The sequence below is a fragment of the Kitasatospora sp. NPDC054939 genome, assembly GCF_053610105.1.
This window is the reverse complement of sequence record NZ_JBSGXP010000077.1, coordinates 1-24,445: the sequence shown is the minus strand read 5'-3', so window position 1 is coordinate 24,445 and position 24,445 is coordinate 1. Positions and strand designations below refer to the sequence as shown.

Sequence of the window (24,445 nt, the reverse complement as noted above, 5' to 3'; positions counted from 1 at the left end):
CACGGCGGCGGCCCCGGGCCGGTGGGACCGGATGCCTGTACGACTTCTGGGAGGATGGCGCCATGACCAGCACGCCCATCGCCGACCTCTGGACCACCCTGCCCGGGGAAGCGGGCGTCGACGACCGCCCGGAGGCCGCCCGCCGGCTGCTCCAGGCCGCCGTCGAGTCCTTCGCAGAGCGCGGATTCCACGCCACCACCACCCGGGACATCGCCACCGGGGCGGGGATGAGCCCGGCCGCGCTCTACATCCACTACCCCTCGAAGGCGGCGGTGCTGGCCGAGATCAGCCGGGCCGGCCACGCCGCCACCCTGGCGCTGGTCCGGCAGGCCGTGGCCGCGGGCGGCGACCCGGTGGTGCGGATGCGGCGGCTGGTGGAGGACTTCACCGCCTGGCACGCCAAGGGCCGAACGGTCGGCCGGGTGGTCAACTACGAGCTGCACGCTCTGCCCGCCGAGGACTTCGCGGTGGTCGGCGAACTGCGGCTGGCCATCGAGCGCACGGTCACCGAGGTGATCGAGGAGGGCGTCGCGGCCGGCCTGTTCGACGTCGCCGAGGTGCGGACGGCCGCCCGCGCCGTCACCTCGCTCGGCATCGACGTCTCCCGCTGGTACACCGGCAACAGCACCGAGACCCCGGAGGAGCTCGGCCGCCGCTACGGGGAGCTGGTGCTCCGGATGCTGGGCGCGGGGGCCTGACACCGGGCGCGGGGTTCCGAGTCGACCGGGCAGGGGGGCGGGGGTCCGCGACGGGTCGGGCGGGCCTTCGGCGGGGGTCCGCCACGGGCCCGGCGGGCCTCCGGCGGGGCCGGCGCGTGCGCCCGACCTGGCCCGTCGGGGTGGTTCGGGCACTGTGGCACGATGCGGAGGGGGCGGTCGACCAGTGCGGCGCCCCCGGGCCGCCGACCCGCGCGACCGTACGCCCCGACGGGAGAGGATCCTCACCGCCATGTCCGACTCGCTCGCCTTCCGCACCGCTTCCCCGGCCGACGTGCCGACCCTGCTCGCCCTGGTCGAGTCCGCCTACCGGGGCGACGTCAGCCGGGGCGGCTGGACCACCGAGGCCGATCTGCTGGACGGCCAGCGCACCGACGCTGAGGGCGTCGAGGCGGCCGTCACCCACCCCGACGGGGTCGTGCTGCTCGCCGAGGACGGCGGCGAACTGCTCGCCTGCTGCCAGCTGGAGCGCCGCGGCGAGCAGGCGTACTTCGGGATGTTCTCGGTGCGCCCGGGCCGGCAGGGCGGGGGCCTCGGACGGCGCGTGCTGGCCGAGGCGGAGCGGTACGCCGCGGAGGAGTGGGGCGTCACCGAACTGGAGATGACCGTCATCGAGCAGCGCCCCGAGCTGATCGCCTGGTACGAGCGCCGGGGCTTCCGCCGCACCGGGATCTTCTCCCCTTTCCCGTACGGTGACGAGCGCTTCGGCATCCCGCGCCGCCCGGACCTGCGCTTCGAGAAGCTGAGCAAGGAGCTGGGCCGGGTCTGAGCCCCGTACGGGCCGCGGACCGCTCGGCGTGCCCGGGGCGAGTGGCGGGCGTGGCGGGCGTGGCGGGTGTGGTGGGTGTGGTGGGGGGTGTGGCGGGGCCGGAGTGACCACTCCTTGAGACAGGCGTTCCGGGCTTGATGCTCCGTCAGACCCTGTGACCTGCAAGGATGTCGGGCCGACACACCTCGTTCATCATTGGTCTAGGCCAATATGAGAGGCTGGCGGGGAACGGCTCGGTTCCGTCCACGCCCAGGGGGGCCCTTTCCGCATGCCCGTACTCCATGGCACCGCCATGCCCACCACCGGATCCGCTCCGCACCGCACACCCGCGGACGGACCCACCCGCCTGCCCAGCCCGCCCGACGACCAGGAGCTCTACTGGTACTTCGGCCCGCAGCGCCGCTGGGTGCTGCTCTGCGCCACCCTCTCCTACGCCGGCGCCACCGTGACGCTCGGCCTGTTCGCGCTCAGCCGCCCGCTGCTCTGGCCGTTCCTGGCGATGACCGTGCTCAACGGCGTCACCTGGCTGCTGTCCATCACCGACGGCCAGCGCGCCCGCCGCTACACGCGCGACTCGCACGACCTGCTGCTGCGCGCCTGGCGACCCGACCGCCACCCCGGTGTCGACCTGCTCCTGCCGACCTGCGGCGAACCCCTCGCGGTGCTCGACAACGCCTACCGGCACACCGCCGCCGTCCGCTGGCCCGGCGCCCTGAGCGTGTACGTCCTCGACGACGCCGACCGCCCCGAGGTGCGCGAACTCGCCGCGTCGTACGGCTTCCAGTACCGCGCCCGCCCCGACCGGGGCCGCTTCAAGAAGGCCGGCAACCTCAACCACGGCCTCGCCGAGGGCAACGGCGACGTCATCGCCGTCCTCGACGCCGACTTCTGCCCGCGCCCCGACTTCCTGCACCACCTGGTCCCGTACCTCGACAACCCCGAGGTCGGCATCGTGCAGTCCCCGCAGTGCTTCGACACCGACCCGGACATGTCCTGGCTGGAACGGGCCGCGGGCGCGACCCAGGAGATCTTCTACCGCTGGATCCAGCCCTCCCGGGACGCCCAGGATGGCACCGTCTGCTGCGGCACCAACGCCCTCTACCGGCGCGCCGCCCTCGAACGGGTCGGCGGCTTCGCGGAGATCGACCACAGCGAGGACCTCTACACCGGACTCTCCCTCGCCCGCGCCGGCTGGACCACCCGGTACGTGCCCGCGCTGGTCGCCAAGGGCCTGTCGCCCACCGGCCTGCCCGCCTTCATCAGCCAGCAGTACCGCTGGTGCCTCGGCTCGCTCGCCCTGCTGCGCGACCCCGGCTTCCGCCGCGGACCCCTGCCCCGCTCGGCCCGGCTCTGCTTCTGGAACGGCATCCTCGGCTACGTCACCAGCGCGGTGAACGTCTTCGCCATCCCGCTGCCCGCCCTGATCATGCTGTACTTCCGGCCCACCGAGATCGAACCCTGGCAGGTCCTGCCCTTCCTGCCGCCCATCTGGGTCGCCCTGGTCCTGCTGCCCGCGATGTCCCGCACCCGCTGGCGCTTCGAGGTCACCCGCGTCCAACTCCTCGGCGGACTCTGCCACGTGGTCGCCATCGCGCACGCCCTGCGGCGGCGCAGCGCCGACTGGGTGCCCACCGGGGCCGTCTCCGGCGGCAGTTCGCTCGCCCGGACGGTCGGCCGGATCGGCGTCCTCTGGCTCGGGCTGGTCCTGGTCGCCGGCGCCGTCGGCCTGGTCCGCGCCGCCGTCCTGCACGGCTGGCAGCCGTACTGGGCGCTCACCCTGCTGCTGGCGCTGACCGGCTACACCATGCTGCCGCTGGTCCGCGAACTGCTCCCGCTGGTACGCGGCGGCGAGCGCGCCGGTGCCGCCGAGGTCGCCCCGCCGACGCGGCGCACCTCCGACCTGGGCTTCGGCGGGGCGGAAGCGGTCGCGCTCACCGCCGTCCTGCTGCTGCTCGGGCTGCTCGCCTCCGGGTGGGCGGATCCGCTGCTCTTCTGAGCCGGCACCTCCCCGCGTCTCCACCCGAGCCGCTTCCTTGCGCGTCGCCCCACCGGCGCGGAACCGCCGCCCGGCCGCCCCATCGGCCTGGCGGCCCCGACAACCGCAGCCAGACAGTCAAGGAGCACCGCCGTGTCAACGGCCGTACCACCGAACGCCGTCCACAGCGACGGCCCGCCCGCCGACGCCGATGACGGCGAGTCGGCAGCACCCGCCACCGCCGTCCTCGGGAAGTCCCGGGGCGATGCCGCCGCACCCGCCACCGTCGTCCTCGGGAAGTCCCGGGGCGATGCCGCCGCACCCGCCACCAGGGCCGAGGGCCCCGGCGCCCTCCCCGCGGCCACCCGTGAAGCCCCGCGCGCACGCGCCGCCTTCCGCCCCGACATCGAGGGGCTGCGCGGCATCGCCGTGCTCGCCGTCCTGGCCTTCCACGCCGCGGTGCCCGGTTTCGCCGGCGGCTACGTCGGAGTCGACGTCTTCTTCGTCATCTCCGGCTTCCTGATCACCGGGATGCTGATCGCCCGCCCCATCGGCCTGTGGGACTTCGCCGCCCGCCGCGCCCGCCGCATCCTGCCCGCCGCCGCCACCGTGCTGGTCGCCACCGCACTCGCCGGCGGCCTGCTGCTCGACCCGCTGCGCGGCACCGACCTCGCCCGCGACCTGGTCGCCGCCGCCGGCCAGTTCGCCAACTGGCGCTTCGTCGGCCGGCAGACCGACTACCTCGCCGCCGAACGCGACCCCAGCCTGCTCCAGCACTTCTGGTCGCTCGGCGTGGAGAACCAGTTCTACCTGCTGTGGGGCGTCCTGCTGCTCGGCCTCGCCCGCCTGCTCACCGGCCGTCGCCGCACCGCCGCGACCGCGGTGGCGACCGCCGCCGTCGGCGCGGTCTCGCTGCTGCTCTGCCTGCGCTGGACGGCCGACTCGGCGCCGGTCGCGTACTTCTCCACCGCCAGCCGGCTCTGGGAGTTCGCCGTCGGGGCCCTGGTCGCCCTGATGGCCGCGGCCCTGGCGAGACGGGCATCCGCCGCCCCGGGGACGGTCGCGGTCGCGGGGCGCGCCGCCGTGGCCGACCGGGCGCTCGACGCCGGCCTCCGACTGCTCGGCTGGGCCGGCGCCGCCGCCGTGCTGTTCGCCGTCCTCACCTACGACCGCGACACCCCCTTCCCCGGCAGCGCCGCACTGCTGCCCGTCCTCGGCACCGGCGCGCTCCTGCTGGCCGGCCCCGCCCGCCGCACCCTGACCGCGACCGACGCCGGACGCCTGCTCGCCACCCGCCCTCTGCGCGCCGCAGGCCGCCTCTCGTACGGCTGGTACCTGTGGCACTGGCCGGTGCTGACCATCGCCCAGGCCCGGTACGGCGCCCTGCCGTGGACCGTCCTGGCCGCCCTCACCGCCGCCTGCGCGCTACCCGCCTGGCTCACCCTGCGGCTGGTCGAGGAGCCGCTGCGCTACGGCAGCAGCCCGGCACCGCGCCGCGGCCTCGCGGTCGGCGCCAGCGCGCTGGTGATCCCGCTGATCGCCGCCCTCACACTCGGCGGCGGCACGGTCCGGGCGCTCGGCGAGACCGGCGCGGCGGTGGTCGTCCCGGCCGGCGCCGTCGACGGCCCCGACCTCCTGGCCCCCGGCACCCTGGTGCCCGCGCTGACCCCCTCGCTCGCCCGCGTCCGCGAGGACTTCCCGCCCGGCAAGGGCTGCGAGATCCCGCTCCAGACCGACCGCAGCCCGCGCTGCCTCTTCGGCAACGAGCAGAGCCCCGACCGGATCGTCCTCATCGGCGACTCGCACGCCGGGCAGTGGATCTCCGGCGTCCTGGCCATGGCCGAGCAGCGGAACTGGGCGCTGGAGGTGCTGGTCAAGCCCGGCTGCCCGCTCGCCACCATGACCGTGCGCAACAACGTCCTCGGCCGCACCTTCGAGGAGTGCGACCGCTGGCGCGAGCACACCCTCACCCGGCTCGCCACCGGCACCAAGCCGCGCCTGATCGTGATGGCCGGCCTCAACCGGTACGGCAGCCAGGACGAGCGCGCCGACGGGTGGACCCGCACCCTCGACCGCCTCGCCGCCACCGGCGCCCCGCTCGCCTACCTCGCCGACACCCCGATGCCCGGCAAGGACATCCCGACCTGCCTGGCCGCCGCCGACGGCCGCTCCGACGCCTGCTTCTTCCCCCGGGAGACGGCCTTCGAGCGCGACCCGCTGACGGACGGCGGCCTCGCCGAACGGTACCGGGTCCGCGTCCTCGACCTCGGCGGGCTGCTCTGCCCCGGCACCGGGGCGGACTGCCCGGCGGTCCTGGAGGGCGTGGTGCTCTACCGGGACACCGGACACATCACCGACACCCTGGCCAAGGTGCTCGCGCCGCGGCTGGACCGGGGGTTGATGGGCTGAGGGGCTGAGGAGCTGACGGGTTGGGGGTGCTGGGTCGACCGGTGCCGGGGCGGACGGAGGGTTCCGGCGCGGTCAGCCGTAGATACTGCGGCAGAGCTTGGCCTGCTCCGAGCCCGGGGCCCAGCGGCCGAAGCGTTCGGCCTGGTCACAGAGGGTGCCGGCACCCGCTCCCGGTTCACTGCCGTTCGGTCGAGGGGACGGCGCCTTCCCGGTCGCGGGAGCGGGCGCCGGCGCCGGCGGGGACGTACGGGCCGGAGCCGGGCGCGGGGTCCGCACCGGCTTCGGTCGGGGCACGGACGGGGCGGCACCGCTCGTCGTGGCGGCGTCGCCGTCCGTTCCGCCCGCCTCCTCGGGCTCGGCCGCTCCGGTCGCCGCCGCCTCGGACGGACTCGCCTCGCCCTCGCCCTCTCCCTGTCCCGAACCCGAACCTGCGCCCGGGGTCGGCGAGGCCGCCGCCGCTGCCGGACCGGGAGCCGCCGGGACGGACGGTGGCGGCGGCACCGGCACCAGGCTGGTCGGGCCCGAGGAGGGCGACCCCTCCGGCAGCGCGACCAGCGGGCCGTACTCCTCACCCGAACGCGGCGCACACGTCACCAGGACGGCGGCGAGGACGACGACCGCCCCGCCCGCCGTCAGCCACCGGACCGTACGCCGCCGGTTCCGCGACCGGCCTGCCGTGCCGGCGGACCCCGGTCCCGGCGAGGGCACCGGGACCGGCGGCGGCAGGTACGGCGGACGGGTGCCCGCGGCGCCCTGCGGTGGGTCCGGAGGGAGGGTGGTCGGGGCCGGGCTGTGGGCGGCCTGAGTCGGGATCGGTCCGCCCACGGCCGCGGCCGGGTTCGGGTTCGGATGGGGATTCGGGTCTCGGGGGCCGGCCGGTGGCGTGGCCGGGCCCGTCGGCTGCTGCGGCAACCGTGCCTGCTCCGGCCACTGCCACTGCCCGTCCATCGTTCGTCCTTCCTCCGCCACCGAGCTGTCGGCGTGTTCAACGAGCGCGGCGGCGACCGGACATGACCCGGAAGAGGGGTGCGGACGGCATCGGGCTGCCGTTCGCCTGTGCCCCGGGGGCCCCGTCGGACCCTTCGGCGGTGCGCCGTGTGTCGTGGCGGTGCGCGTCGCCGGGCGAGGTGTGTCGCCGGTCGGTCCGGCGGCTGTTGTCCGTTGTCCGGTGTTGGGTCGCCTGGCGTTGGGTCGCCCGGTGTCCGTCGTTCGGCGTTGCGGTGTCCGCTGCCTGCCGCAACCCGCGTGCGCTCCTCGGCGGGCCGTCACATGCTGGGGTCATGGCATCCAACAGCAGTGACATGGCGACCGGGCCCCTGGTCGAGATCGCCGAGTTCCGCACCGACAGCCGCTACCGCCTGGTCCGCTTCGAGGGCCACGGCTGGGAGCCGCTGGCGCCCGAGGAGTTCGAGCCGCGCATCCACCAGCTCTTCCCCGACCTCGACCCCCACGACCCCACCCGCGTCCAGTGGGCCGACCGCCCCTGGGAGTGGCCCGCGTGGCACCCGGGCGAGGCCTGACCTGCCGTCGTCCTTCCTCCTTCCGGGCGACGTGCCCCGGCGGCGAACGCCGTGGGCCGTCCACGGCCGAGCCGGGCCAGGACGTGCCCGGCACGTGATCTTCCACCAGGCCGGAACGGCGGATCCCCGCCCGGTCCCGCCCGGTCCCGCCCCGACCTCGCGTCGAGGCCGCCCGCCACTGCCGGCTACGGGCTGTCCCGTCACCCCGCCGGAATGAGGGTCATGCCGTGTCCGGGTCAGTGCCGATGGCACCGGCCGAGCGCAGCGCTCGGCCGAGGTCGCCGGTGAGGATGCGGGGGTGTCGCCGCCACCACCACAGATCGGGGCCGGGCACCCGGTGGAACTGGTCGAGTGCCTGGCCGTCGTCGTCGACGGTCGCGGCCCTGTACCGATCGTCCAGGGCCTTGATCTGCGGGGTCCAGAGCTGGACGAGGTGTTCGTCCAGCAGGAGCCACGCCTCGTGGAGCCAGTTTCGGCAGTAGAGGTCGTTGGTGTACTCGTGGATGTGGTCGTCGTAGCCGCGCTCGATGACGCCCACCAGGTCGGCCCACGCGTGCACACTCTCAGCGACCGTGAACGCCGTCCGCCAGCCGCGCCGGTGCAACAGCTCTCCCACATCGGTTTCAGAGGCCATGATCGTGAGGCTCTCACGCCGAAACCGTCCGAGCCACCGAGTTGGGCCTCGTCCTGACGCTGCGGCAGCTCGCCCCGTTGTTCGGCACCTCGAAGTCCGCAGCCGATCGGATCGTCGACCACCCGGGGCCGCTGCCGGCGCTCCAACAGCGGCAGCGGCACCGCGAGGGCCCCGTACTCATCGTGGACGGCACGTTCGTACCCACCCATGACCACTCCGTCGCTGGGCAGTCGAAGCACTGTACAAGCAGGTCCGCGCCCGGGTCACACGATGTGCCCGGATGAAGACCTGGAGGATCCTCCGTGACCGCCGGCTCAAGGGCGCCGGCGCCCACCACGCCATGCTCGGCATCGCGGGACTGCTGCAGCGCTGCGCCGACGAATCACGGACAGCCGCCGTGACCGACCTTGCGGCGCAGCTGAAGTCTTGCGCGACGACACCCGGGAGCCGGCTGTGGTTCGTCGGGGACTGACGTGCCCGGTCGCCTCGTCCGATCCGTTCGCGTTCGCGTTCTCGTCTGCTCGTGTCCTCGTCTGCGTCCTCGTTCGGCGAGCGCCGACGGCGTGCTGGTGGTGACCCGTGAACTGTGGAGCCGCAGCGCAGAGGTAGATTCGGGTGCGGAGCAGTGGACGCAGCCCTGACGGGAAGCAATCTGCGGGGTGGGGCCGGTAGGGATCCTTCCCTGCGGAACCGGACCGCTCGGTGCGGAACCGTTCGCGCGGTGCGGAACCGGACGTCCGGCGTCGACCGGGACGCTCGAAGGGGCCCCGGACGGACGGCGCGCCCCACTGCCGACCGAAATCGATCGACGGAAGGGCACGCGTGAACACCCTCGCCAGCAACGCCGGTTACGCCGAGGAGGCCGACCGGCTCGCGGTGCAGTACGAGGAGGTGGCCTTCTCCGAGGTCCACCGGGAGATGTTGCACCTGTTCCCGGAGGCCCCGAGCGACATCCTCGACATCGGTGCCGGCACCGGCCGTGACGCCGCCGCGCTGGCCGCCCTCGGCCACCGGGTGGTCGCCGTCGAACCGACCGCCGAACTCCGCGCCCACGGCCGCCGCCTCCACCCGGACAGCGCGATCACCTGGATCGACGACGCCCTCCCCACCCTGCCCGTCCTCCGTGCCGACGACCGTCGCTTCGACCTGGTGCTGCTCACCGCTGTCTGGATGCATCTGGCCCAGGAGGAACGGCCGTTGGCGATGGATGCGATCGTCGAGCTGTTGGCGGACGGCGGTCAGGTACTCATGACGGTCCGGCACGGTCCGGTCCCGGTGGGGCGCCGCATGTTCGACGCCCCCACGGAGGAGATCCTGCAACTCGCCCACGCCCGAGGCCTGGAGCTGATCCACCGGGCGGAACGCGCCGACCTGCACGGCCGGGGCGGCGTCCGCTGGAGCGAACTCGCGCTCCGACGGGCGGCCCCGGCCGTCCGGTCACAGTGACGCGGCGAACTCCGCGATCGTGGCGGCGAGTTCGTCCGGGCAGCTGAGCTGGGGGTAGTGCCCGGCGCCGGCGAGGACGGTCACCGGCCACGGCGAGGCGTCGCGCCCTTCCGTGGTGAGCGGGTCCGCTGCACCGGCCACCAGCAGCACCGGCACCGGGCAGGTGCGCAACAGGGTCGCCAGCGCGGCCCGTTCGGCAGGCTGCTGGCCCGCGCGCAGCCACGCCGCCGTGCGCCGCGCGACCCCGGGCCGACGCAGCTGCTCCGCCGTGCCCGCCACGATCGGATCGTCCGCCGGCACGCCGAGGAGGTCCGCCAGCTTCCCGGGCTGCGCCCGGCGCAGCAACTGCGCGGTGACGGCCGGTGTGCGCAGCAGTGGCCCGGGACGCGGCTGGAGGAAGTACGGCGCGACCAGGACGACCCCCGCCACCCGCTCGGGGTGCGCCGCCGCGTACCGCAGCGCCGGCGCCGTCCCGGCCGAGTGGCCCACCAGAACCGGCTTGCTCCGCACAGGAGCGAGCAGCTCGGCGAGCCAACGGTCGGTGGTGGAGGGGGTGAACGGCGCGGCGGTCGCCTGGGTGTGCGGGGTCGCCGGGGTTTGCAGGGTACGCGCGGTGCTCGGGGTGGAGGCGGTGCTCGGGGTGATCGGGCTGCTCGCGGTGGAGCCGATGCGGGCCGGGGAGGAACGGCCGAGGCCGGGCAGGTCGGCGAGCAGGACGGGTTCGCCCAGTCGCTCCGCCACACCGTGCCAGGAGTCGGCGTCGACCGGCAGCCCGTGCAGCAGCACGTACGAGGGCTGCTCGCGGTCCCCGGCGACGAACGTCCGGCTGCCGGCGATTCCGGCGAACCGTCCGGTGGCGGTGAGGGCGCTCGCGCCGCCGTTGCCCCCTGCACTGCCACCGGTACCGCCGTTGCCGCCGCTGCCGCCGGTCGTGCCGGCGCCCGCGCCGAAGCGCTCGGCCACCAGGCGTTCCGCCCAGCGGGTCAGCAAGGCTTCCACGGGAGTCTGGCGCAGGCCCGCGGCGTCGGCGAGTCGGTCGGCGGAGGCGGTGTCGTAGCGGTCCTCGGAGAGGAAGGACAGCGTCTCCGGGTCGGCGCCCGTGAGCGCGCGCGGCAGGCGTCGGACCACCGCCGTCGGAACCGTCCCGCGCGGCGGTCGGACACCGAGGTGATCGGCCAACATGCTGATCAGCGCGGGAAGTTCGGGCGTGGACGGATCCAGCACGGTGTGCATGTGGACAGCCCCGTCGTCGTACTCCGGCACCGCGGCGAGGAACCGTGCGAGGTGGTCGATGGCCACCACCGGCAGGAACGTACGCGCCGAACCGGGCAGCAACGGCAGCTGCCCCGTCCACAACTGCCGTACCAGGTCGGCCAGCCCGATGTACTGCGCGGCCTCGCCGGTCTCCGAGTGCCCGATGACACTGCTCGGGTTCACCGTGGTCAGCGGCACCCCGAGCCGGCCGGCCATCACCCGGACGGCAGAGTCGCCGATGGTCTTGGACGCCTCGTACGCGCCGAGACGGGCGTAGAGGGTGTCGACCTCGTGGGCGGGGAGGGGGTAACGGGGGACGACGTCGGGCGCCCCGCCCGGCTCGGTCCGACCGCCGGTGTTGTCGGCGGTGCCCACGGTGCCGGAAGCGTCGGTGCTGTGGGTGCCGTGGGTGCTGTGGGTGCCGTCGGTACTGGTGACCCGGTATCCGGAGAGGTGGATGTGGCGGCGCAGCCGGGTGCGGGTGGCTGCCCACCGGAGGGCGTGCAGGGCGCCGTCGGCGTTCGCCGCGTGCGCTTCGGCCCGGCCCAGTCCGAAGCTGTAGAGCGCGGCGAGGTTGTAGACGTCGCGGACGTCGGCCAGCAGGTCGTCGTCGGCGGGGGAGAGGCCGAGCCCGGGGCGGGTGATGTCGGCCGCGACGGTGGTGAGGTTCCGGTCGTCGGCGCCGTGCTCGCGCAGCCACTGTCGCAGCTCGGCGTCCCGGGTGGGGCGTGCAGGTGCGCCGGGTGTGTGGGGTGCGCCGAGCGCGCCGGCGGGGGTGGTGGCGGAGGGGCGGGCGCCGCCGCGGATGCCGACGGCGACCGGCTTGCCCTGGGCGAGGAGTTCGCGGACGAGCCAGCGGCCCAGGAAGCCGGTGGCCCCGAGAACGAGGGTGCGGGGAGGGTGTGGCGTGGGGTTCTGCATGGGTTCCTCCTAGATTTTATGTAGACCGATCGCCATATTTCTTGGGCGTGCGGGCCTGGGTGCGGGTGTGGGGCGAGGGCGCGTGGGTGGCGGATGGTCCGGCGGTGAGCGGTGAGCGGTGAGCGGTGAGCGGTGAGATGGCGAGTGAGCGGGTCTGGCGTGCTCGATGTAGACCGGTCTACATATTCCTGATGGGCAAAGGGTGCGGATTCATGGCGTGCGGTGCCCGTCCGGTCCCGATTGCCGTAAGGTGCGTCAGGGTCTGTAGACCGGTCGACATATTCGCGGCTCGCGAGCGGCCCCAGGTAGACCGGTCTGCATATTTCCTGCGCCCAGTCCGCTCTGGCCCGCTCCGGTCCCGGTCCGGGGCCGTTTCGGCGTCAGCCTCGGCCCCCGGCCCCGCTCGGCCAGTACCCCGACGCGCTCACCCGGGGTGCGCGCCGCTGCCGGCGTGCACCCCGGTGGTGGGTCAGTTCCCGGTCAGCAGCAGCTGTACGGCGCGGGACGCCTGTTCCAGCGGGGTGTGGCTGCGGTGGACCTGGGCCAGCAGCAGTGCGCCCTGCATCTGGGCGAGCGCCCGCCCCGAGGCGCCCTCGGCGGATTCCGGGCTTCCCCCCTCCGCGATCAGGCGGTCGGTGATGACCTGCTGCCAGTTCTCGTAGATCCCGGCGCAGACCCGGCGCAGCTCCTCGTTGCTCCCCGCCACTTCGAGCGCGACGGTCGCGATCGGGCAGCCCTTGGCGAACTGCGACTCCTCCAGCCGGTCGGCGAAGAGGTCCATCAGCCGTCGTGCGATGACCGCGGCGCTGAGGCCCTCGCCGGCCAGCGACTTGAGCAGCTCCTCGATCTCCTGCCCGGCCTGGAGCAGCGCGGCGGTGACCATCTGGTCCTTGCCCGCGGGGAAGTGGAAGTACAGCGACCCGCGCGGCGCCCCGCTCTCGGCCAGCACCTGGTTCAACCCGGTGCCGAAGTACCCCTGCGCCTCGATCAGCGCGCGCGTGCCGGCGATCAGCCGGGCGCGAGTCTCCTCGCCCTTGACTCCCATGCGGGAAACAATAGACCGGCCTACATATTTTTGTCGACGTGGTTGCGGCAGCGGGACGGCGGAAGATTTCTTCGCGCGGGCTGTCACATCCGTGGCGCGGGCTCCGTCAGAGGGGTGAAGGCAACCGAACAAGCCCGAAGGGGAAGCCCCATGAACACCGCAGCCGCCACCACTACCGAGCCCACCACCTCCGCCACCACCGAGGCGACCACGCCCACCGCCACCGCGCGACCCACCTCCCGGATGTCCGACCCGATCGAGCAGGTGCCCGAGCTCAAGGAGCTGGCCGGCTGGCTCTTCCGCGCCACCGGGAACCGCTCCGTACCCCGCGCCACCATCGCCCTCCTCCAGCTCCGTGCCGGCCAGCTCGTCGGCAGCACGTACCTCACCGCCCTGCACACCTCGACCCTCCGCAAGTCCGGTGAGAGCGAAGAGCGCATCGACGCCGTCGCCACCTGGCGGACCGCCCCGTACTTCACCGACGCCGAACGCATCGCCCTCGAACTCGTCGAGGCCGTCCTCACGCCCAACCCCACCGGCGAGCGGGTCCCCGACGAGCTCTACACCCGCGCTGCCGCCCTCTACGACCCCAAGGCCCTCACCACGCTCACCCTCGCCATCGGGCAGGTCGGCTTCTTCACCCCCCTCGCCCTCATCGGCAAGCCCGTTCCCAACACCGCCCCCGCCGACCAGTGGACCTGAGCGGACCTGATCCGGCACCACCACCCACATCACCACCCGCACCGAACCCGTACCAACCCCGTACCGACCCCCGCACCCCCACCGCAGCACGCCCGCCGCGCCCCGGTCGACCCCTCGGCCGGGGCGTGGCGGTTCCGGACCTGCGCGCCCCGGCCGCCTTCGGCGCGACACCCGGCGCCGTCGCATTGCGGACAGGAACCGACCTGCACGGCGCCTACCTTCGTCCCATGAGCGACAGTCACACGGTGAAGGCAGTTCCGGACGGCTACACCACCGTCACGCCCTGGATCATCGGCAGCGACACCGCCGGGCTCATCGACTACCTGGTGAGGGCCTTCGGCGCCGAGGACCTCGGGCGGTTCGTCCTGGAGGACGGCAGCATCGGGCATGCCGAGCTGCGGATCGGGAACGGGCGGCTGATGGCGTTCGACAGTCCGCCCGGCTGGGGGCCGACACCGGCGTTCGTCCGGCTGTACGTGGAGGACGCGGAGGCCGTTCACCGGCGGGCGGTGGAGGCGGGCGGGACGTCCGTCACGGAGGTCACGCACCTGTTCTTCGGCGACAAGGTCGGTCGGGTCCGGGATCCGTTCGGGAACCTGTGGTGGATCCAGACCCACATCGAGGACGTCGACGAGGAGGAGATGGGCCGGCGGCTGACCGATCCCGTGTTCACCCGCGCGATGGAGTACGTGTCGGGTGCGCTCCAGGAGCCGGAGCACCGGGAACCCCCGGCCGCGCCGAACTGACCGACCGCCGGGGCGGGCTGCGGGCGGTCCCGTACCGTGGGCGCCGGTCCGCCCGGTCCGCCCGGTCCGCCCGGTTCACCCGAGGCGACGGATGAGGCCCGACATGCCTGGTCGGGCAGGGCCGGTGCACGTCCGAGGCAGGCGACGGGTGGGGAACAGTGGGGGGCGGCGGCACGCGACTGACGGACGTCCGGTGCGAGGCGGTGCTGAAGCTCGTCCCCGGTGCGGTCGCGCGGATCACCGCCGCCGGCCCCGGAGAACGAGAAGCCGCGGGAGGTCAGGCTCCCGACGGCCCCCGCCGATCTGGCCGCCCACCTGCCTGCCGGCGCGGCCTGGGTCCACAGCCCGGCCCTGGACCGGGGCCTGGCCCGGGGGGACGCCGCCACGCTCCACTTCGATGCCGCATCGGACACCGTGTACGTCCTGGCGACGAACCTCTCCCCGCAGGACGAGGGCACCGCAGTACCCGCGCCCCCTGCGGCCGGGTAGGACGGCCCCGACACGCCGCCCGACCGGCCCGTACCGGCCCCGACCTGCTCGGCGGGGCTCAGTCGTTCAGGGACTCGAAGTGGAAGGCGTTGATGAAGCAGTCCCGGGGCTGCTGGATCGCGAAGACCACGCAGTCGATCACCGACTGGGCGGACAGCGGGTCCTGGGCGGTGCGCGGGACGGCGTCCCAGTCGGCGGCGAGCGGGTCGCGGCCGCTGTCGAAGTCCGGCGGGAAGAGCGAGATCACCCGGACGCCCTGCGGGCGCAGGCGGCGGGAGAGGGCCTCGGTGAAGCCGCGCTGGGCGTTCTTGGCGGCGTAGTACGCCTCGTGGGCGCTGGGGTGCCGGTAGTTGGGGACGCCGCAGACCGAGACCATGGTGACCACGTCGGGCCGTTCGGAGGCGAGCAGCAGCGGCAGCAGGTTCTTGGTGACCAGGACGGTGCCGGTGCCGCCGGAGGCGATGGTGTCGACGACGTCCTCGTCGGAGGCCGAGAGCAGGTCCTCGCCGGCCAGCCAGCGGGCGCCGTTGTTGACCAGGACGTCGACGCGGTCGGTGCGGTCGGCGAGTTCCCGGGCGAACGTGCGGATCGATGCGGGGTCGGCGAGGTCGCAGGCGAAGGCGTGCACCCGGTCGTGGCCGAGGCCGCGCAGCTCGTCGCGCACGCGCTCGGCGGCCTCCAGGGTGCGGGCAGCGAGGAAGAGTTCGGCGCCGAGTCCGGCGAGGCGGTGGGCCAGGGAGCGGCCGAAGTCGCGTCCGGCGCCGGTGATGACGATGCGGCGGTCGGTGAGGGGCATGGCCTGTCCTTCGTGGGGAGCTTGGACGTGCTGCGGGCCAGGGGGATCCCCCGGACGATCGATGATCAGCTTGTCAGACCATCAGAAGGTGATCGATCCGGGGTGCCATGGACCTCGGGACCTCGGGACGGGGTTCCGGGTCGAAGCCGTCTTCCGCTGCTTCGACCCGGACCCGCCGGTCACGGGCGGGCGGGGGCGATGAGGGCCGGGTTCCCCCGCCGTGGCCCCCCGCCGTGGCCCCCCGCCGTGGCCCCCCGCCGTGACCACGGTCCCGGCGGATGGGTGGATTACCGGCTGTCGACGGCGTCGGTCACGTGCTGCCAGCTGTCCAGGTCGGCGATCCGTGCGTCCAGGGCGCGGCGCATGTCCTGCGCGCCGGCGCAACCGAGGGCCAGGCGCAGCGGCGGGTTGGGGCTGTCGACCGCGCTCCGGATGCCTGCGGCGATCCGTGCCGCGGCGGAGAACGCGGACGCGGGCAGTTCTCCGATGCCCTTCTGCACCGCGCGGACGGTCCGGTCGTAGTCGCCCAGGCCGGGGGCGACGTCGAGGTTGGCGAGGAAGGGGGTCGCGGTCAGCCCGGGCTGGATGATCGTGACCTTGATGCCGAGCGGTGCGACCTCGGCCGCGAGCGCGTCCGACAGCCCCTCGACCGCGTGCTTGGTGGCGGCCAGCAGGCCCACGCCGGGGTGGGCGGACTGCCCGTAGATCGACGAGCCCTGGAGGATGTGCCCGGACCGCTGGCTGCGGAGCGCCGGCAGCGTTGCGCGGAGCACGTTGAGCACTCCGAAGACATTGGTGTCGAACACGGCCCGGGCCTGCGTGTCGGAGGCCTCCTCCACGGCTCCGAACAGCCCGTATCCCGCGTTGTTGGCCACGACGTCGATACGGCCGAACCGGGCGAGCGTGCCTTCCACGGCGTCCCGGACGGCTCGCTCGTCGCGTACGTCCGCCTGGACGAGGAGCAGGCGCTCACCGTGTGCCTGTGCGAGTTCGTCCAGGGGGGAGGTGTCGCGGGCGAGGGCCGAGACGGTGTCGCCGTTCTCCAGGGCCTGGAGCGTCAGTTCGCGACCGATGCCGGACGTCGCGCCGGTGATCAGCCAGGTGCGGGGAAGGGCCTGCTGGTTGGATGTTCCATTCATGTTGCGACCGTATGATGTTAGCACACAACAGGTCAACCTTGATCGGCTGATTGGTTGCTTGCTATCTGGATTAGTGCTGATCGCGCTGACGTACTGTGAGAGGATGGGCGCTGTGGCAGCCGGATCCCCCGAAACCAGTCCCCGCACCGTCGCGCCGACCGTGGAGACCGTGCTTGCGTTCGTGAACACGCGCGCGGACGGGTCGGGTCGCCGCGAGTTGTTCGGCGACGGGGACTCCTTCGCGGCGTGGCTGGCGGAGTGCGACGAGCGCGGCGAGTGCGACGGCGAAACCGTAGTGACCGACGCCGACGCGGCCGTCGCGCGCGAGCTGCGTGACGCCCTGGTGACCGTGCTGCTCGCACACTCGGGCGATGACGAAAGCCTGGGTGAGCCGCTGCTGCGTGCCGAGCGCTGCCTGCAACGTGCGGGTTCGCTCTACCCGCTGGCGGCGGTGGTCACGGCAGGCGGCGTGGAGCTGACCTCGTCGCAGTCGGGGGTTCCGCGCGTGTTCGGGACCGTGCTAGCTGCGGTGGCGACGGTCGCGCAGAGCAGCGACTGGGGGCGTATCAAGGCGTGCCGGAACCCCCCGTGCCACTTCGGTTTCCTCGACCGCACCCGCAACGGGGGAGGGCTGTACTGCAGTACCGGCTGCGGCTCGCAGGTGTCCATGCGCAAACACCGCCGGCGGCAGCGCGAGGGCGGCGACGCGCCGTCCGCTGCGTGAGGCCGCCCTACCGGTGAGAACGATCGGCTACGACTGGCGCGGCGCCTTCGAGGACGCCGAACTCGACGCCCTGCACGCGGCCGGCTTCGGTTACGAGTCCCAGGGTGCCGAGTGGCGCCGGCAGGTGGAGCGGCACAGCCTCGGGTGGGTCTGTGCGCGGACCGCGACGGGTCCGGACGGGTCGGGCGGGGAACTGGTCGGCTTCGTCAACGTCGCCTGGGACGGCGGCGCACACGCGTTCCTGCTCGACACGGTGGTGGCCGCTCCGCACCGCAGGGCCGGGGCCGGTGTCCGGCTGGTGGAGCTGGCCGCGGAGGGTGCGCGGGCGGCCGGGTGCCAGTGGCTGCACGTGGACTTCGAGGAGCACCTGGTCCCGTTCTACTTCGACGGCTGCGGCTTCGCCCCGACCCGGGCCGGGCTGCTGCGGCTCTGACCGGTTGCCCGGCGGGGCGGCCCGGGCAGCCCGTGCGGAGGGGGGTGTCGGCCGGGGTCCGGGCGGCCGGTCCCGTTCCGGACTGCGGACGGTGCGGCGGGGGTCGGCCGGGACGGTTGTAGTCTGCACGCGGACGGTCGGCGCGGGCCCGTCAGAGGGGGCGGGCCGGTGCAGCGCCGCAGGTCGAAGGAGGCAGACCCGCCGATGAGCAGCAGTCCGGGACCGAATTCCCGACCGGCGAGCACCCCGCAGGCGGACCCGACGCAGCCTGGCCCGCAGGCGAACCCGACGGAGTCGGACCCGCAGCCGACTCCGCCCCAGCCGGCTCCGACGCAACCGGGCAGCCCGCCGGACGCCGTGCTGCGCACCCGGGGCGTCGACGTGGTGCGGGACGGCCGGTACCTGCTGCGCGGGATCAGCCTCGCCGTCCGGCCCGGTGAGCACTGGGCGCTGCTCGGACCGAACGGGGCCGGCAAGACCACCCTGCTCTCCCTGCTCGGCGCGGTGTCGCATCCGACCCGCGGGGAGGTCGAGGTGCTCGGCAAGCGGCTGGGCCGGGTGGACATCCGGGAACTGCGCGGTCACCTGGGGCACGTCAACCCGCGGCACCCGCTGCGCTCTCCGCTGGCCGTCCGCGAGGTGGTGCTCACCGGCGCGGCGAACACCATCGAGCCGGACCTCTACCGCAAGCCCTCGCCCGAGGAGGTCGAGCGGGCCGAGCAGCTGATCGAGACGCTCGGGATGACCGCGATGGCGCGGGCGGCGTGGACCACGCTCTCCCAGGGGGAGCGCGGGCGGGCCCTGATCGCCCGCGCGCTGATGCCCAGCCCGCGACTGCTGCTGCTCGACGAGCCGGCCACCGGACTCGACCTGACGGCCCGGGAACTGCTGCTGGACAGCCTCGACCTGCTGCGCCACCAGCACCCGGAGCTGGCGAGCGTGCTGGTGACCCACCACCTGGAGGAACTGCCGGAGAGCACCACGCACGCGCTGCTGCTCCGCGGCGGGGAGACGGTGGCCGCCGGGCCGGTCGCCGAGGTGCTGACGACCGGGCTGGTCAGCGACTGCTTCGGTCACCCGATCCGGATCACCCGCCACGACGGGCGGTGGACCGCCCGCGCGGCGGCCCGCCGGACGCCCGTCCGGTAGCCCTCGCCCCGACAGCCCTCAGCCGGTAGCCCTCACCCCGGGACTCACCGCCTCGGCCCTCCTCGGCGGCCCGCCGCCCGCCCTTCCCGTCGGCCCCCGAACGAGGAGGGCCGACGGGCCGGGGTGCAACCCGGCTACGGCCGCATGCCGGCCATCACCACCACGAAGACGATGAAGGCGATCAGCCAGAGCACGTACGGCAGCGCCCGGTACTCCACCTGGAGTCCGCTCGCGCCGTGCGAATCGGTGAGGTGCTGTTCGGCCCGCGCCCGGGCGAACACCGCCGCCCGGCGGCGGTAGCCGCAGCTGTCGCACACCACGTGCCGGTCGTCGCCGGGGCCGTGTGTGATGCGAATGGCGTGCTGGTGGCCGTCCGAGCCCTCGGCCGTGATCGTGCGGGTGTCCATGCCCGTACCCCCGTCCCTGTGCGCCCCGTACAGTCCTGCATATCCCCGTTGCCCCGAAATCCACCCGTACCGAACCATTGTGGCACCCGCCACGGACAGGTCGGCCCGTCAAGTGTGAGGCAGGTCACGGCAATCATCCAGTCCGGTGATGCAACTGACCAAGCACGCTACTCGTGCTGACGGATGAACAGCAGTGCAATGAGCGCGAAATACTTCGGGGGATCCGCCATGAGTCTTCACCGCCACCACCGCTGTCATCGCCGCGACCGCCGGCGGTCGCGGGCCGCCGCGACCGGTGCCGCCCTGCTCGCGGTCTCCCTGCTGGTGACGGGGGCCGCCGGTTGCAGCGGCGGAAAGTCCAAGCGGGGCCACGGTTCGTCCTCCAAGCACGGCGGCTCGGACTCGGGTGCGACGGGCGGCACCGTGGGCGGTACGACGTCCGGCACGACGGGCGGCGCCACCGGCGGCTCCACCGCGGTGCCGACGCAGTCGAAGCCCTCGCCGTCGGGCGGGACCTCCTCCGGTACCCCGGGAACGCGCTGCCGCACGGCCGACCTGAGCGCCATGGTGGAGGTGCGGGGGCCCGGTTCGGCGGTGCTGGTGCTCACCAACCGGGGCAAGGGTGCCTGCACGGTCCACGGCTACCCGGCCATCGGCGGGCAGTTGGCGGACGGGACCGACGCGAGGACGGGGGTCAGGCGCGAGCCGCACCCGGCCGAGCCGGTGGAATTCCTCCTCAAGTCGGGGGCGTCGGCGTACGCGGGTATCAAGTGGACGGCGTGTTCCACGTCCGAATCGTCCTGCACGCAGGTGGCTTCGCTGGTGCTGACCCCGCCGGACCAGACCACGCGGCTGGTTGCCGGTGTGCTCGATCAGCGCCGTCAGAGCGTTCCCCAACTCCCCGTTTCGTCGGGCGGGTTCACCGTGGGTTCGTTCCAGGCGGCGGAGCGGGGCGTGCTGTTCCCCGCACACTGACGGCCGTTCGGCGCAGGGTGGCGTGCTGTAGGAACGCCGACCGGCCGCCGCCGCGCGGCACGGTGGCCGGCGCACGCCACCCGGCGCGACGAGATGATCATCACTCAAAAGTTCACTTCCAGGGTCTACCCGCGTAAACACCGTAGGCGGCAAGCTGGTTGGCGCCCGGCAGGGCCGCCCCTGCCCGGGTGCTTCCGCCTGCCCACCCTCACCCTGGAGCTCCCCCATGTCCGCGATACGCCCGCTCCACCGTGCCCTGCTGGCCGCGTTCGGCATTCTGCTGCTCGCCGCCACCACCCTGCTGACCGGCGCCGGTGACGCCCGGGCCGCCCTGCCGACGCCCGTCCCGGCCTCCACCGCCCGTACCTACCTGACCACCCTCACGGTCGCGGCCGACTCGCACGCCGACACCTACGACCGCACGCTCTTCCCGCACTGGAGCACCGTCGCCGGTACCTGCAACACCCGTGAGACCGTGCTGAAGCGCGACGGCAGCAACGTGCTCACCGACGCCGCCTGCGCCTCCGTCAGCGGCAGCTGGTTCTCGGTGTACGACAACGTCACCACCACCAACGCCTCCAGCTTCGACATCGACCACATGGTGCCGCTCGCCGAGGCCTGGCGCTCGGGCGCGTGGTCCTGGACGACCGACAAGCGCAAGGCCTTCGCCAACGACCTGACCCGTCCGCAGCTGATCGCCGTGTCCGCGAGCTCCAACCGCACCAAGGGCGACCAGGACCCGGCCGAGTGGCTGCCCCAGGCGTCGTACCGCTGTACCTACGCCCGCGCCTGGGTCCAGGTGAAGTACCACTACGGCCTGGCCGTCGACAGTGCCGAGAAGACCGCGCTGACCTCGATCCTCAACGGCTGCTGAGGAAACGTTCCCGCCCTCCCGGGCGCACATGCCGGAGCCCCGGCCGGTACCCGTTCCGGCCGGGGCTCCACCCATGCGCACCGCGTGCGCCCAGGGCTGCACGACTGCAGCAGTGCAGGACTGTACGACCGCAGCAGTACAGGGCTGCACGACCGCAGTAGTGCGGGACTGCTACTCGCTCTTGATCGCGCCCAGGATGTCCATCCGCGAGGCGCGGCGGGCCGGCCAGACGGCGGCCAGCAGGCCGATCACGGCGGCGGCGACCAGGAAGCCCAGTATCTGCACCGGCGGCACGACGGTGGTGATGTTCTTGAACGCCTTGCTGATCGCGCCGTTGGCGGCCCAGGCGGTCAGGACGCCCAGGCCCACGCCGACCAGCCCGCCGAACAGGGCGATGAGCAGCGACTCCAGGCGCACCATCCGGCCGATGCCGCGCCGGTCCAGGCCGATCGCCCGCAGCATGCCGATCTCGCGGCGGCGCTCGAAGACCGACATGGCCATGGTGTTGATCACGCCGAGCACCGCGATGACCACGGCCATGCCGAGCAGCCCGTAGGTCATGTTGAGGACGGCGGTCACCATCGCGCGGTTCTCCGCCTTGATGTCCTTCTCGCCCTTGATGGCGATCAGCGGGTTGCCGCCGGTGGCGTCGCGCAGCGCCTGCTTCAGCTTGGCGTCGGCGCCGTTCGCGCCCTTGACCAGCACCTTGTCCAGACCGGTGCCGGGCATGGCGTGCGGGCCGACCACGGCCTCGGGGGCGATGATGCCGCTCAGCAGGCTGGTGTGCTCCATGAGGCCGCCGATGGTCAGCGAACCCTTGGTGCCGTCCGGGTAGCCGACGGCCAGCGTCTGGCCGAGCTTGAGGCCCTGCCGCTCCGCGCTGTCGCTGCTGACCAGCAGCTGCCCCTGCTTGAGGGCGTCCGCCGAACCGGCGGTGACCTTGACGGTGGCCAGCTGGTCGATGGTGGTGGCGTCCACCGCGGTCAGCCAGTGGGTGTCGGCGCCGTCCGCGGTCTCGACCGCCACGGTGCGCATCGGGCTGGCGACGGTGACGCCGGGCGCCTTGGCGATCTGGGCGGTGACCTCGGGTGCCAGCATCGAGTAGTTCGACATCGCCACCGTGTAGTCGGCCTTGCTGTCGATCGCCATCGACTCGTCGACGGCCTTGTTCACGGACGCGCCGACCACGGTGAGTGCGGTGATCAGGGTGACGCCGATGGTGAGCGCCGAGGCGGTGGCCGCGGTGCGGCGCGGGTTGCGGACGGCGTTCTCGTGGGCCAGCTTGCCCGACATGCCGTACAGCTTGTTCAGCAGCGGGGCGAACAGGGCGATCAGTGGCCGCGACAGCAGCGGGGTCAGCACGAAGACGCCGATCATCAGCACGGCGGCGCCCAGGCCGATCAGCTTGAACTCCTTGGCGGACCAGCCGGCCACCAGCGCGGCGGTGCCCGCCGCGGCGAACAGCGCACCGATCGCATTGCGCACCCGCAGGCTCTTCTGGGTGGCGGGCTGCTCGACGCTGCTCATCGCCGCGACCGGGGCGATCCGGGAGGCGCGGCGCGCGGGCAGCCAGGCGGCCAGCACGGTCACCAGGACGCCGACGAGCAGGGTGGAGAGCACCGTGGACGGGGCGATGACCAGCGGGCCGTCGGGGAGGTTGGCCTCCATCGGGCCGTTCAGCAGGGCACGCAGACCGACCGCGATGCCGATGCCGGTGACCAGACCGCTCAGGCCGGCGATCAGGCCGACCACCAGCGCCTCGACCAGGACGGAGCGGGTGATCTGCTTGCGGCTGGCGCCGACGGCGCGCAGCAGGGCCAGCTCCTTGGTGCGCTGGGCGACCAGCATGGTGAAGGTGTTGGCGATGATGAAGATGCCGACGAACAGCGCGATCCCGGCGAAGATCAGCAGGACGGTGCTCAGGCCCTTGGTGCCGGCCTCGATCAGCCGGTCCTGCTCCGCGGCGAGGTCGCGGCCGGTCCGGGCCTCGATGCCGCCGTCGTCGGTGCCGCCCTTGGGCAGCTTCTCCTTGACGGCGGCCAGCAGCGCGGTGTCGTCGGCGCCGGGCTTGCCCTTGACGTCGATCTCGGCGAAGCGGCCGGGGGAGAGGTAGAGGTTCTGGGCGGTGGCGGTGTCGAAGGCGGCGAGCGAGCCGCCGGAGACGACCCGGGGGTCGTTGGTGGTGAGCGTGCCGGTGAGCTTCAGCTCCATGACCGGGCCGTTGACGGCCACCCGGACGGTGTCGCCGACCTGGTAGCCGCCCTTCTCGGCGGTCCTGCGGTCGAGGGCGATCTCGCGGTCGTTCTGCGGGCCGCGGCCGTCGACCAGCGGGTAGCGCGGGTCCTTGCCGTCGGCGCCGGGCACGTAGTTGGCGCCGGTGGTGGAGAAGCCGTCGCCGATCAGGGCGCCCTTCTTGTCGGCGATGCCGGCGAAGCCGGTGACCACGCCGCGGGCCTCCGCGGTGCCGGGCAGGCCGGCTATCGCCTTGCGGACGTCCTCGGTGAGGCCGGGGCCGCGGTCGGCGGCGCCGCCGTGGTCGTAGCCCTTGCTGACGGCGGTGCGGTCGCTGACCGAGACGGCGATGTCGGTGTAGCTCTTGGCGCTCTGGGACCTCAGGGCTTCGCCGAGGGTGTCGCTGAAGACGAGCGTGCCGGCCACGAAGGCGGTGCCGAGGAGGACGGCGAGCGTCGTCATCAGCAGGCGGGCCTTGTGGGCCAGCACGTTGCGCAGTGCGGTGCGGTACATGGGGGAGTGTCAGTCCTGGAGTTCGGTGAGGGCTGGATCGGTGGCGTCGGCCGCGGGACGGGTCCGGCGGACCCGTCGCGGGGTTCAGCTGGTGCGGCCCTTGGCGTCGAAGCGGCGCATGCGGTCCAGGACGGTGTCGGCGGTGGGCGCGTGGAGTTCGTCGACGATGCGGCCGTCGGCGAGGAAGACGACGCGGTCGGCGTAGGAGGCGGCGACGGGGTCGTGGGTGACCATGACGACGGTCTGGCCGAGTTCGCGGACGGAGTTGCGCAGGAAGGAGAGGATCTCGGCGCCGGAGCGGGAGTCGAGGTTGCCGGTGGGCTCGTCGGCGAAGACGATGTCGGGCTTGCCGGCGAGGGCGCGGGCGCAGGCGACGCGCTGCTGCTGGCCGCCGGAGAGCTGGCTGGGGCGGTGGGAGAGGCGGCCGGAGAGGCCGACGGTGTCCACGACCTGGTCGAGCCACTGCTTGTCGGCCTTGCGGCCGGCGATGTCCATGGGGAGGGTGATGTTCTCCAGGGCGGTGAGGGTGGGGAGCAGGTTGAAGGCCTGGAAGACGAAGCCGATGTGGTCGCGGCGC

Annotated in this window: 22 protein-coding genes and 1 pseudogene; 15 read left to right on the top strand and 8 right to left on the bottom strand. The window is 73.5% G+C overall.

All coding sequences use genetic code 11. From position 1 onward, the window contains the following. The first annotated feature begins 62 nt into the window (after positions 1 to 62). From ACWGB8_RS21875 to ACWGB8_RS21855, 5 genes are all read left to right on the top strand, one after another. Positions 63 to 698: a TetR/AcrR family transcriptional regulator gene (locus ACWGB8_RS21875; RefSeq protein ID WP_452215218.1), complete on the top strand. Its 636-nt coding sequence runs from the start codon at positions 63 to 65 to the stop codon at positions 696 to 698. Between the two features lie 250 nt (positions 699 to 948). Beyond that, positions 949 to 1,485, top strand: a complete 537-nt coding sequence (locus ACWGB8_RS21870) for a GNAT family N-acetyltransferase (RefSeq protein WP_452215217.1) — start codon at positions 949 to 951, stop codon at positions 1,483 to 1,485. Between the two features lie 268 nt (positions 1,486 to 1,753). Next, positions 1,754 to 3,481, top strand: a complete 1,728-nt coding sequence (locus ACWGB8_RS21865; RefSeq protein ID WP_452215216.1) for a glycosyltransferase family 2 protein — start codon at positions 1,754 to 1,756, stop codon at positions 3,479 to 3,481. 132 nt (positions 3,482 to 3,613) lie between these two features. Beyond that, entirely contained in the window at positions 3,614 to 5,869 is a 2,256-nt protein-coding gene (locus ACWGB8_RS21860) for an SGNH hydrolase domain-containing protein (RefSeq protein WP_452215215.1), read from the top strand. A 1,280-nt stretch (positions 5,870 to 7,149) separates the two neighbouring features. Then, entirely contained in the window at positions 7,150 to 7,389 is a 240-nt protein-coding gene (locus ACWGB8_RS21855) for a hypothetical protein (protein WP_452215214.1), read from the top strand. 220 nt (positions 7,390 to 7,609) lie between these two features. On the opposite strand, the gene ACWGB8_RS21850 is transcribed toward ACWGB8_RS21855, so the two are convergent. Further along, on the bottom strand, positions 7,610 to 8,023 hold the full coding sequence (locus ACWGB8_RS21850) for a hypothetical protein (RefSeq protein ID WP_452215213.1): 414 nt from the start codon (positions 8,021 to 8,023) through the stop codon (positions 7,610 to 7,612). Positions 8,024 to 8,076: 53 nt separating this feature from the next. On the opposite strand from ACWGB8_RS21850, the pseudogene ACWGB8_RS21845 reads away from it, so the two are divergent. Continuing rightward, a pseudogene (locus ACWGB8_RS21845) lies at positions 8,077 to 8,495 on the top strand (hypothetical protein); the annotation flags it as partial. A 350-nt stretch (positions 8,496 to 8,845) separates the two neighbouring features. Then, the gene (locus ACWGB8_RS21840) at positions 8,846 to 9,469 is read left to right on the top strand and encodes a class I SAM-dependent methyltransferase (protein WP_452215212.1); all 624 of its coding nucleotides are present in this window, start codon (positions 8,846 to 8,848) and stop codon (positions 9,467 to 9,469) included. On the opposite strand, the gene ACWGB8_RS21835 is transcribed toward ACWGB8_RS21840, so the two are convergent. Further along, entirely contained in the window at positions 9,461 to 11,644 is a 2,184-nt protein-coding gene (locus ACWGB8_RS21835; RefSeq protein WP_452215211.1) for an alpha/beta fold hydrolase, read from the bottom strand. The genes ACWGB8_RS21840 and ACWGB8_RS21835 overlap by 9 nt on opposite strands. Before the next feature lie 469 nt (positions 11,645 to 12,113). After that, complete coding sequence (locus tag ACWGB8_RS21830; protein ID WP_452215210.1) at positions 12,114 to 12,689, bottom strand: TetR/AcrR family transcriptional regulator; 576 nt, start codon at positions 12,687 to 12,689, stop codon at positions 12,114 to 12,116. A 150-nt stretch (positions 12,690 to 12,839) separates the two neighbouring features. On the opposite strand from ACWGB8_RS21830, the gene ACWGB8_RS21825 reads away from it, so the two are divergent. From ACWGB8_RS21825 to ACWGB8_RS21815, 3 genes are all read left to right on the top strand, one after another. Beyond that, positions 12,840 to 13,391 (top strand): carboxymuconolactone decarboxylase family protein, encoded by a 552-nt coding sequence (locus ACWGB8_RS21825; RefSeq protein ID WP_452215209.1) that lies wholly within the window; start codon positions 12,840 to 12,842, stop codon positions 13,389 to 13,391. A 227-nt stretch (positions 13,392 to 13,618) separates the two neighbouring features. After that, a complete protein-coding gene (locus ACWGB8_RS21820; protein WP_452215208.1) occupies positions 13,619 to 14,137 on the top strand; it encodes a VOC family protein in 519 nt (172 codons plus the stop codon). A 222-nt stretch (positions 14,138 to 14,359) separates the two neighbouring features. Next, entirely contained in the window at positions 14,360 to 14,626 is a 267-nt protein-coding gene (locus tag ACWGB8_RS21815; protein WP_452215207.1) for a hypothetical protein, read from the top strand. 58 nt (positions 14,627 to 14,684) lie between these two features. Here the strand turns inward: ACWGB8_RS21815 and ACWGB8_RS21810 are convergent, their stop codons facing one another. Continuing rightward, complete coding sequence (locus tag ACWGB8_RS21810) at positions 14,685 to 15,422, bottom strand: SDR family oxidoreductase (protein ID WP_452215206.1); 738 nt, start codon at positions 15,420 to 15,422, stop codon at positions 14,685 to 14,687. A 287-nt stretch (positions 15,423 to 15,709) separates the two neighbouring features. After that, positions 15,710 to 16,561 (bottom strand): SDR family NAD(P)-dependent oxidoreductase, encoded by an 852-nt coding sequence (locus ACWGB8_RS21805; protein ID WP_452215205.1) that lies wholly within the window; start codon positions 16,559 to 16,561, stop codon positions 15,710 to 15,712. A 103-nt stretch (positions 16,562 to 16,664) separates the two neighbouring features. Here ACWGB8_RS21805 and ACWGB8_RS21800 point away from each other — a divergent pair, with 103 nt between their 5' ends. The 3 genes from ACWGB8_RS21800 to ACWGB8_RS21790 all read left to right on the top strand — a co-directional run bounded on the left by ACWGB8_RS21800 (position 16,665) and on the right by ACWGB8_RS21790 (position 18,867). Continuing rightward, on the top strand, positions 16,665 to 17,285 hold the full coding sequence (locus ACWGB8_RS21800; protein ID WP_452215230.1) for a CGNR zinc finger domain-containing protein: 621 nt from the start codon (positions 16,665 to 16,667) through the stop codon (positions 17,283 to 17,285). Between the two features lie 13 nt (positions 17,286 to 17,298). Then, complete coding sequence (locus ACWGB8_RS21795) at positions 17,299 to 17,718, top strand: GNAT family N-acetyltransferase (RefSeq protein WP_452215204.1); 420 nt, start codon at positions 17,299 to 17,301, stop codon at positions 17,716 to 17,718. Positions 17,719 to 18,075: 357 nt separating this feature from the next. After that, positions 18,076 to 18,867: an ABC transporter ATP-binding protein gene (locus tag ACWGB8_RS21790; protein WP_452215203.1), complete on the top strand. Its 792-nt coding sequence runs from the start codon at positions 18,076 to 18,078 to the stop codon at positions 18,865 to 18,867. Between the two features lie 134 nt (positions 18,868 to 19,001). On the opposite strand, the gene ACWGB8_RS21785 is transcribed toward ACWGB8_RS21790, so the two are convergent. Beyond that, positions 19,002 to 19,274, bottom strand: coding sequence for a hypothetical protein (locus tag ACWGB8_RS21785; protein WP_452215202.1), 273 nt, complete (start codon positions 19,272 to 19,274; stop codon positions 19,002 to 19,004). A gap of 183 nt (positions 19,275 to 19,457) precedes the next feature. On the opposite strand from ACWGB8_RS21785, the gene ACWGB8_RS21780 reads away from it, so the two are divergent. Both ACWGB8_RS21780 and ACWGB8_RS21775 read left to right on the top strand, forming a co-directional pair. Beyond that, positions 19,458 to 20,249, top strand: a complete 792-nt coding sequence (locus ACWGB8_RS21780) for a DUF4232 domain-containing protein (RefSeq protein WP_452215201.1) — start codon at positions 19,458 to 19,460, stop codon at positions 20,247 to 20,249. A 226-nt stretch (positions 20,250 to 20,475) separates the two neighbouring features. Continuing rightward, positions 20,476 to 21,123 carry an HNH endonuclease family protein gene (locus ACWGB8_RS21775; RefSeq protein ID WP_452215200.1) on the top strand — a complete coding sequence of 216 codons (648 nt, stop codon included), beginning with the start codon at positions 20,476 to 20,478 and terminating at the stop codon, positions 21,121 to 21,123. Between the two features lie 171 nt (positions 21,124 to 21,294). On the opposite strand, the gene ACWGB8_RS21770 is transcribed toward ACWGB8_RS21775, so the two are convergent. Further along, positions 21,295 to 23,868 (bottom strand): ABC transporter permease, encoded by a 2,574-nt coding sequence (locus tag ACWGB8_RS21770; protein ID WP_452215199.1) that lies wholly within the window; start codon positions 23,866 to 23,868, stop codon positions 21,295 to 21,297. 84 nt (positions 23,869 to 23,952) lie between these two features. Beyond that, positions 23,953 to 24,445: ABC transporter ATP-binding protein (locus ACWGB8_RS21765; RefSeq protein WP_452215198.1), on the bottom strand; the 493-nt coding region annotated here is incomplete at its 5' end.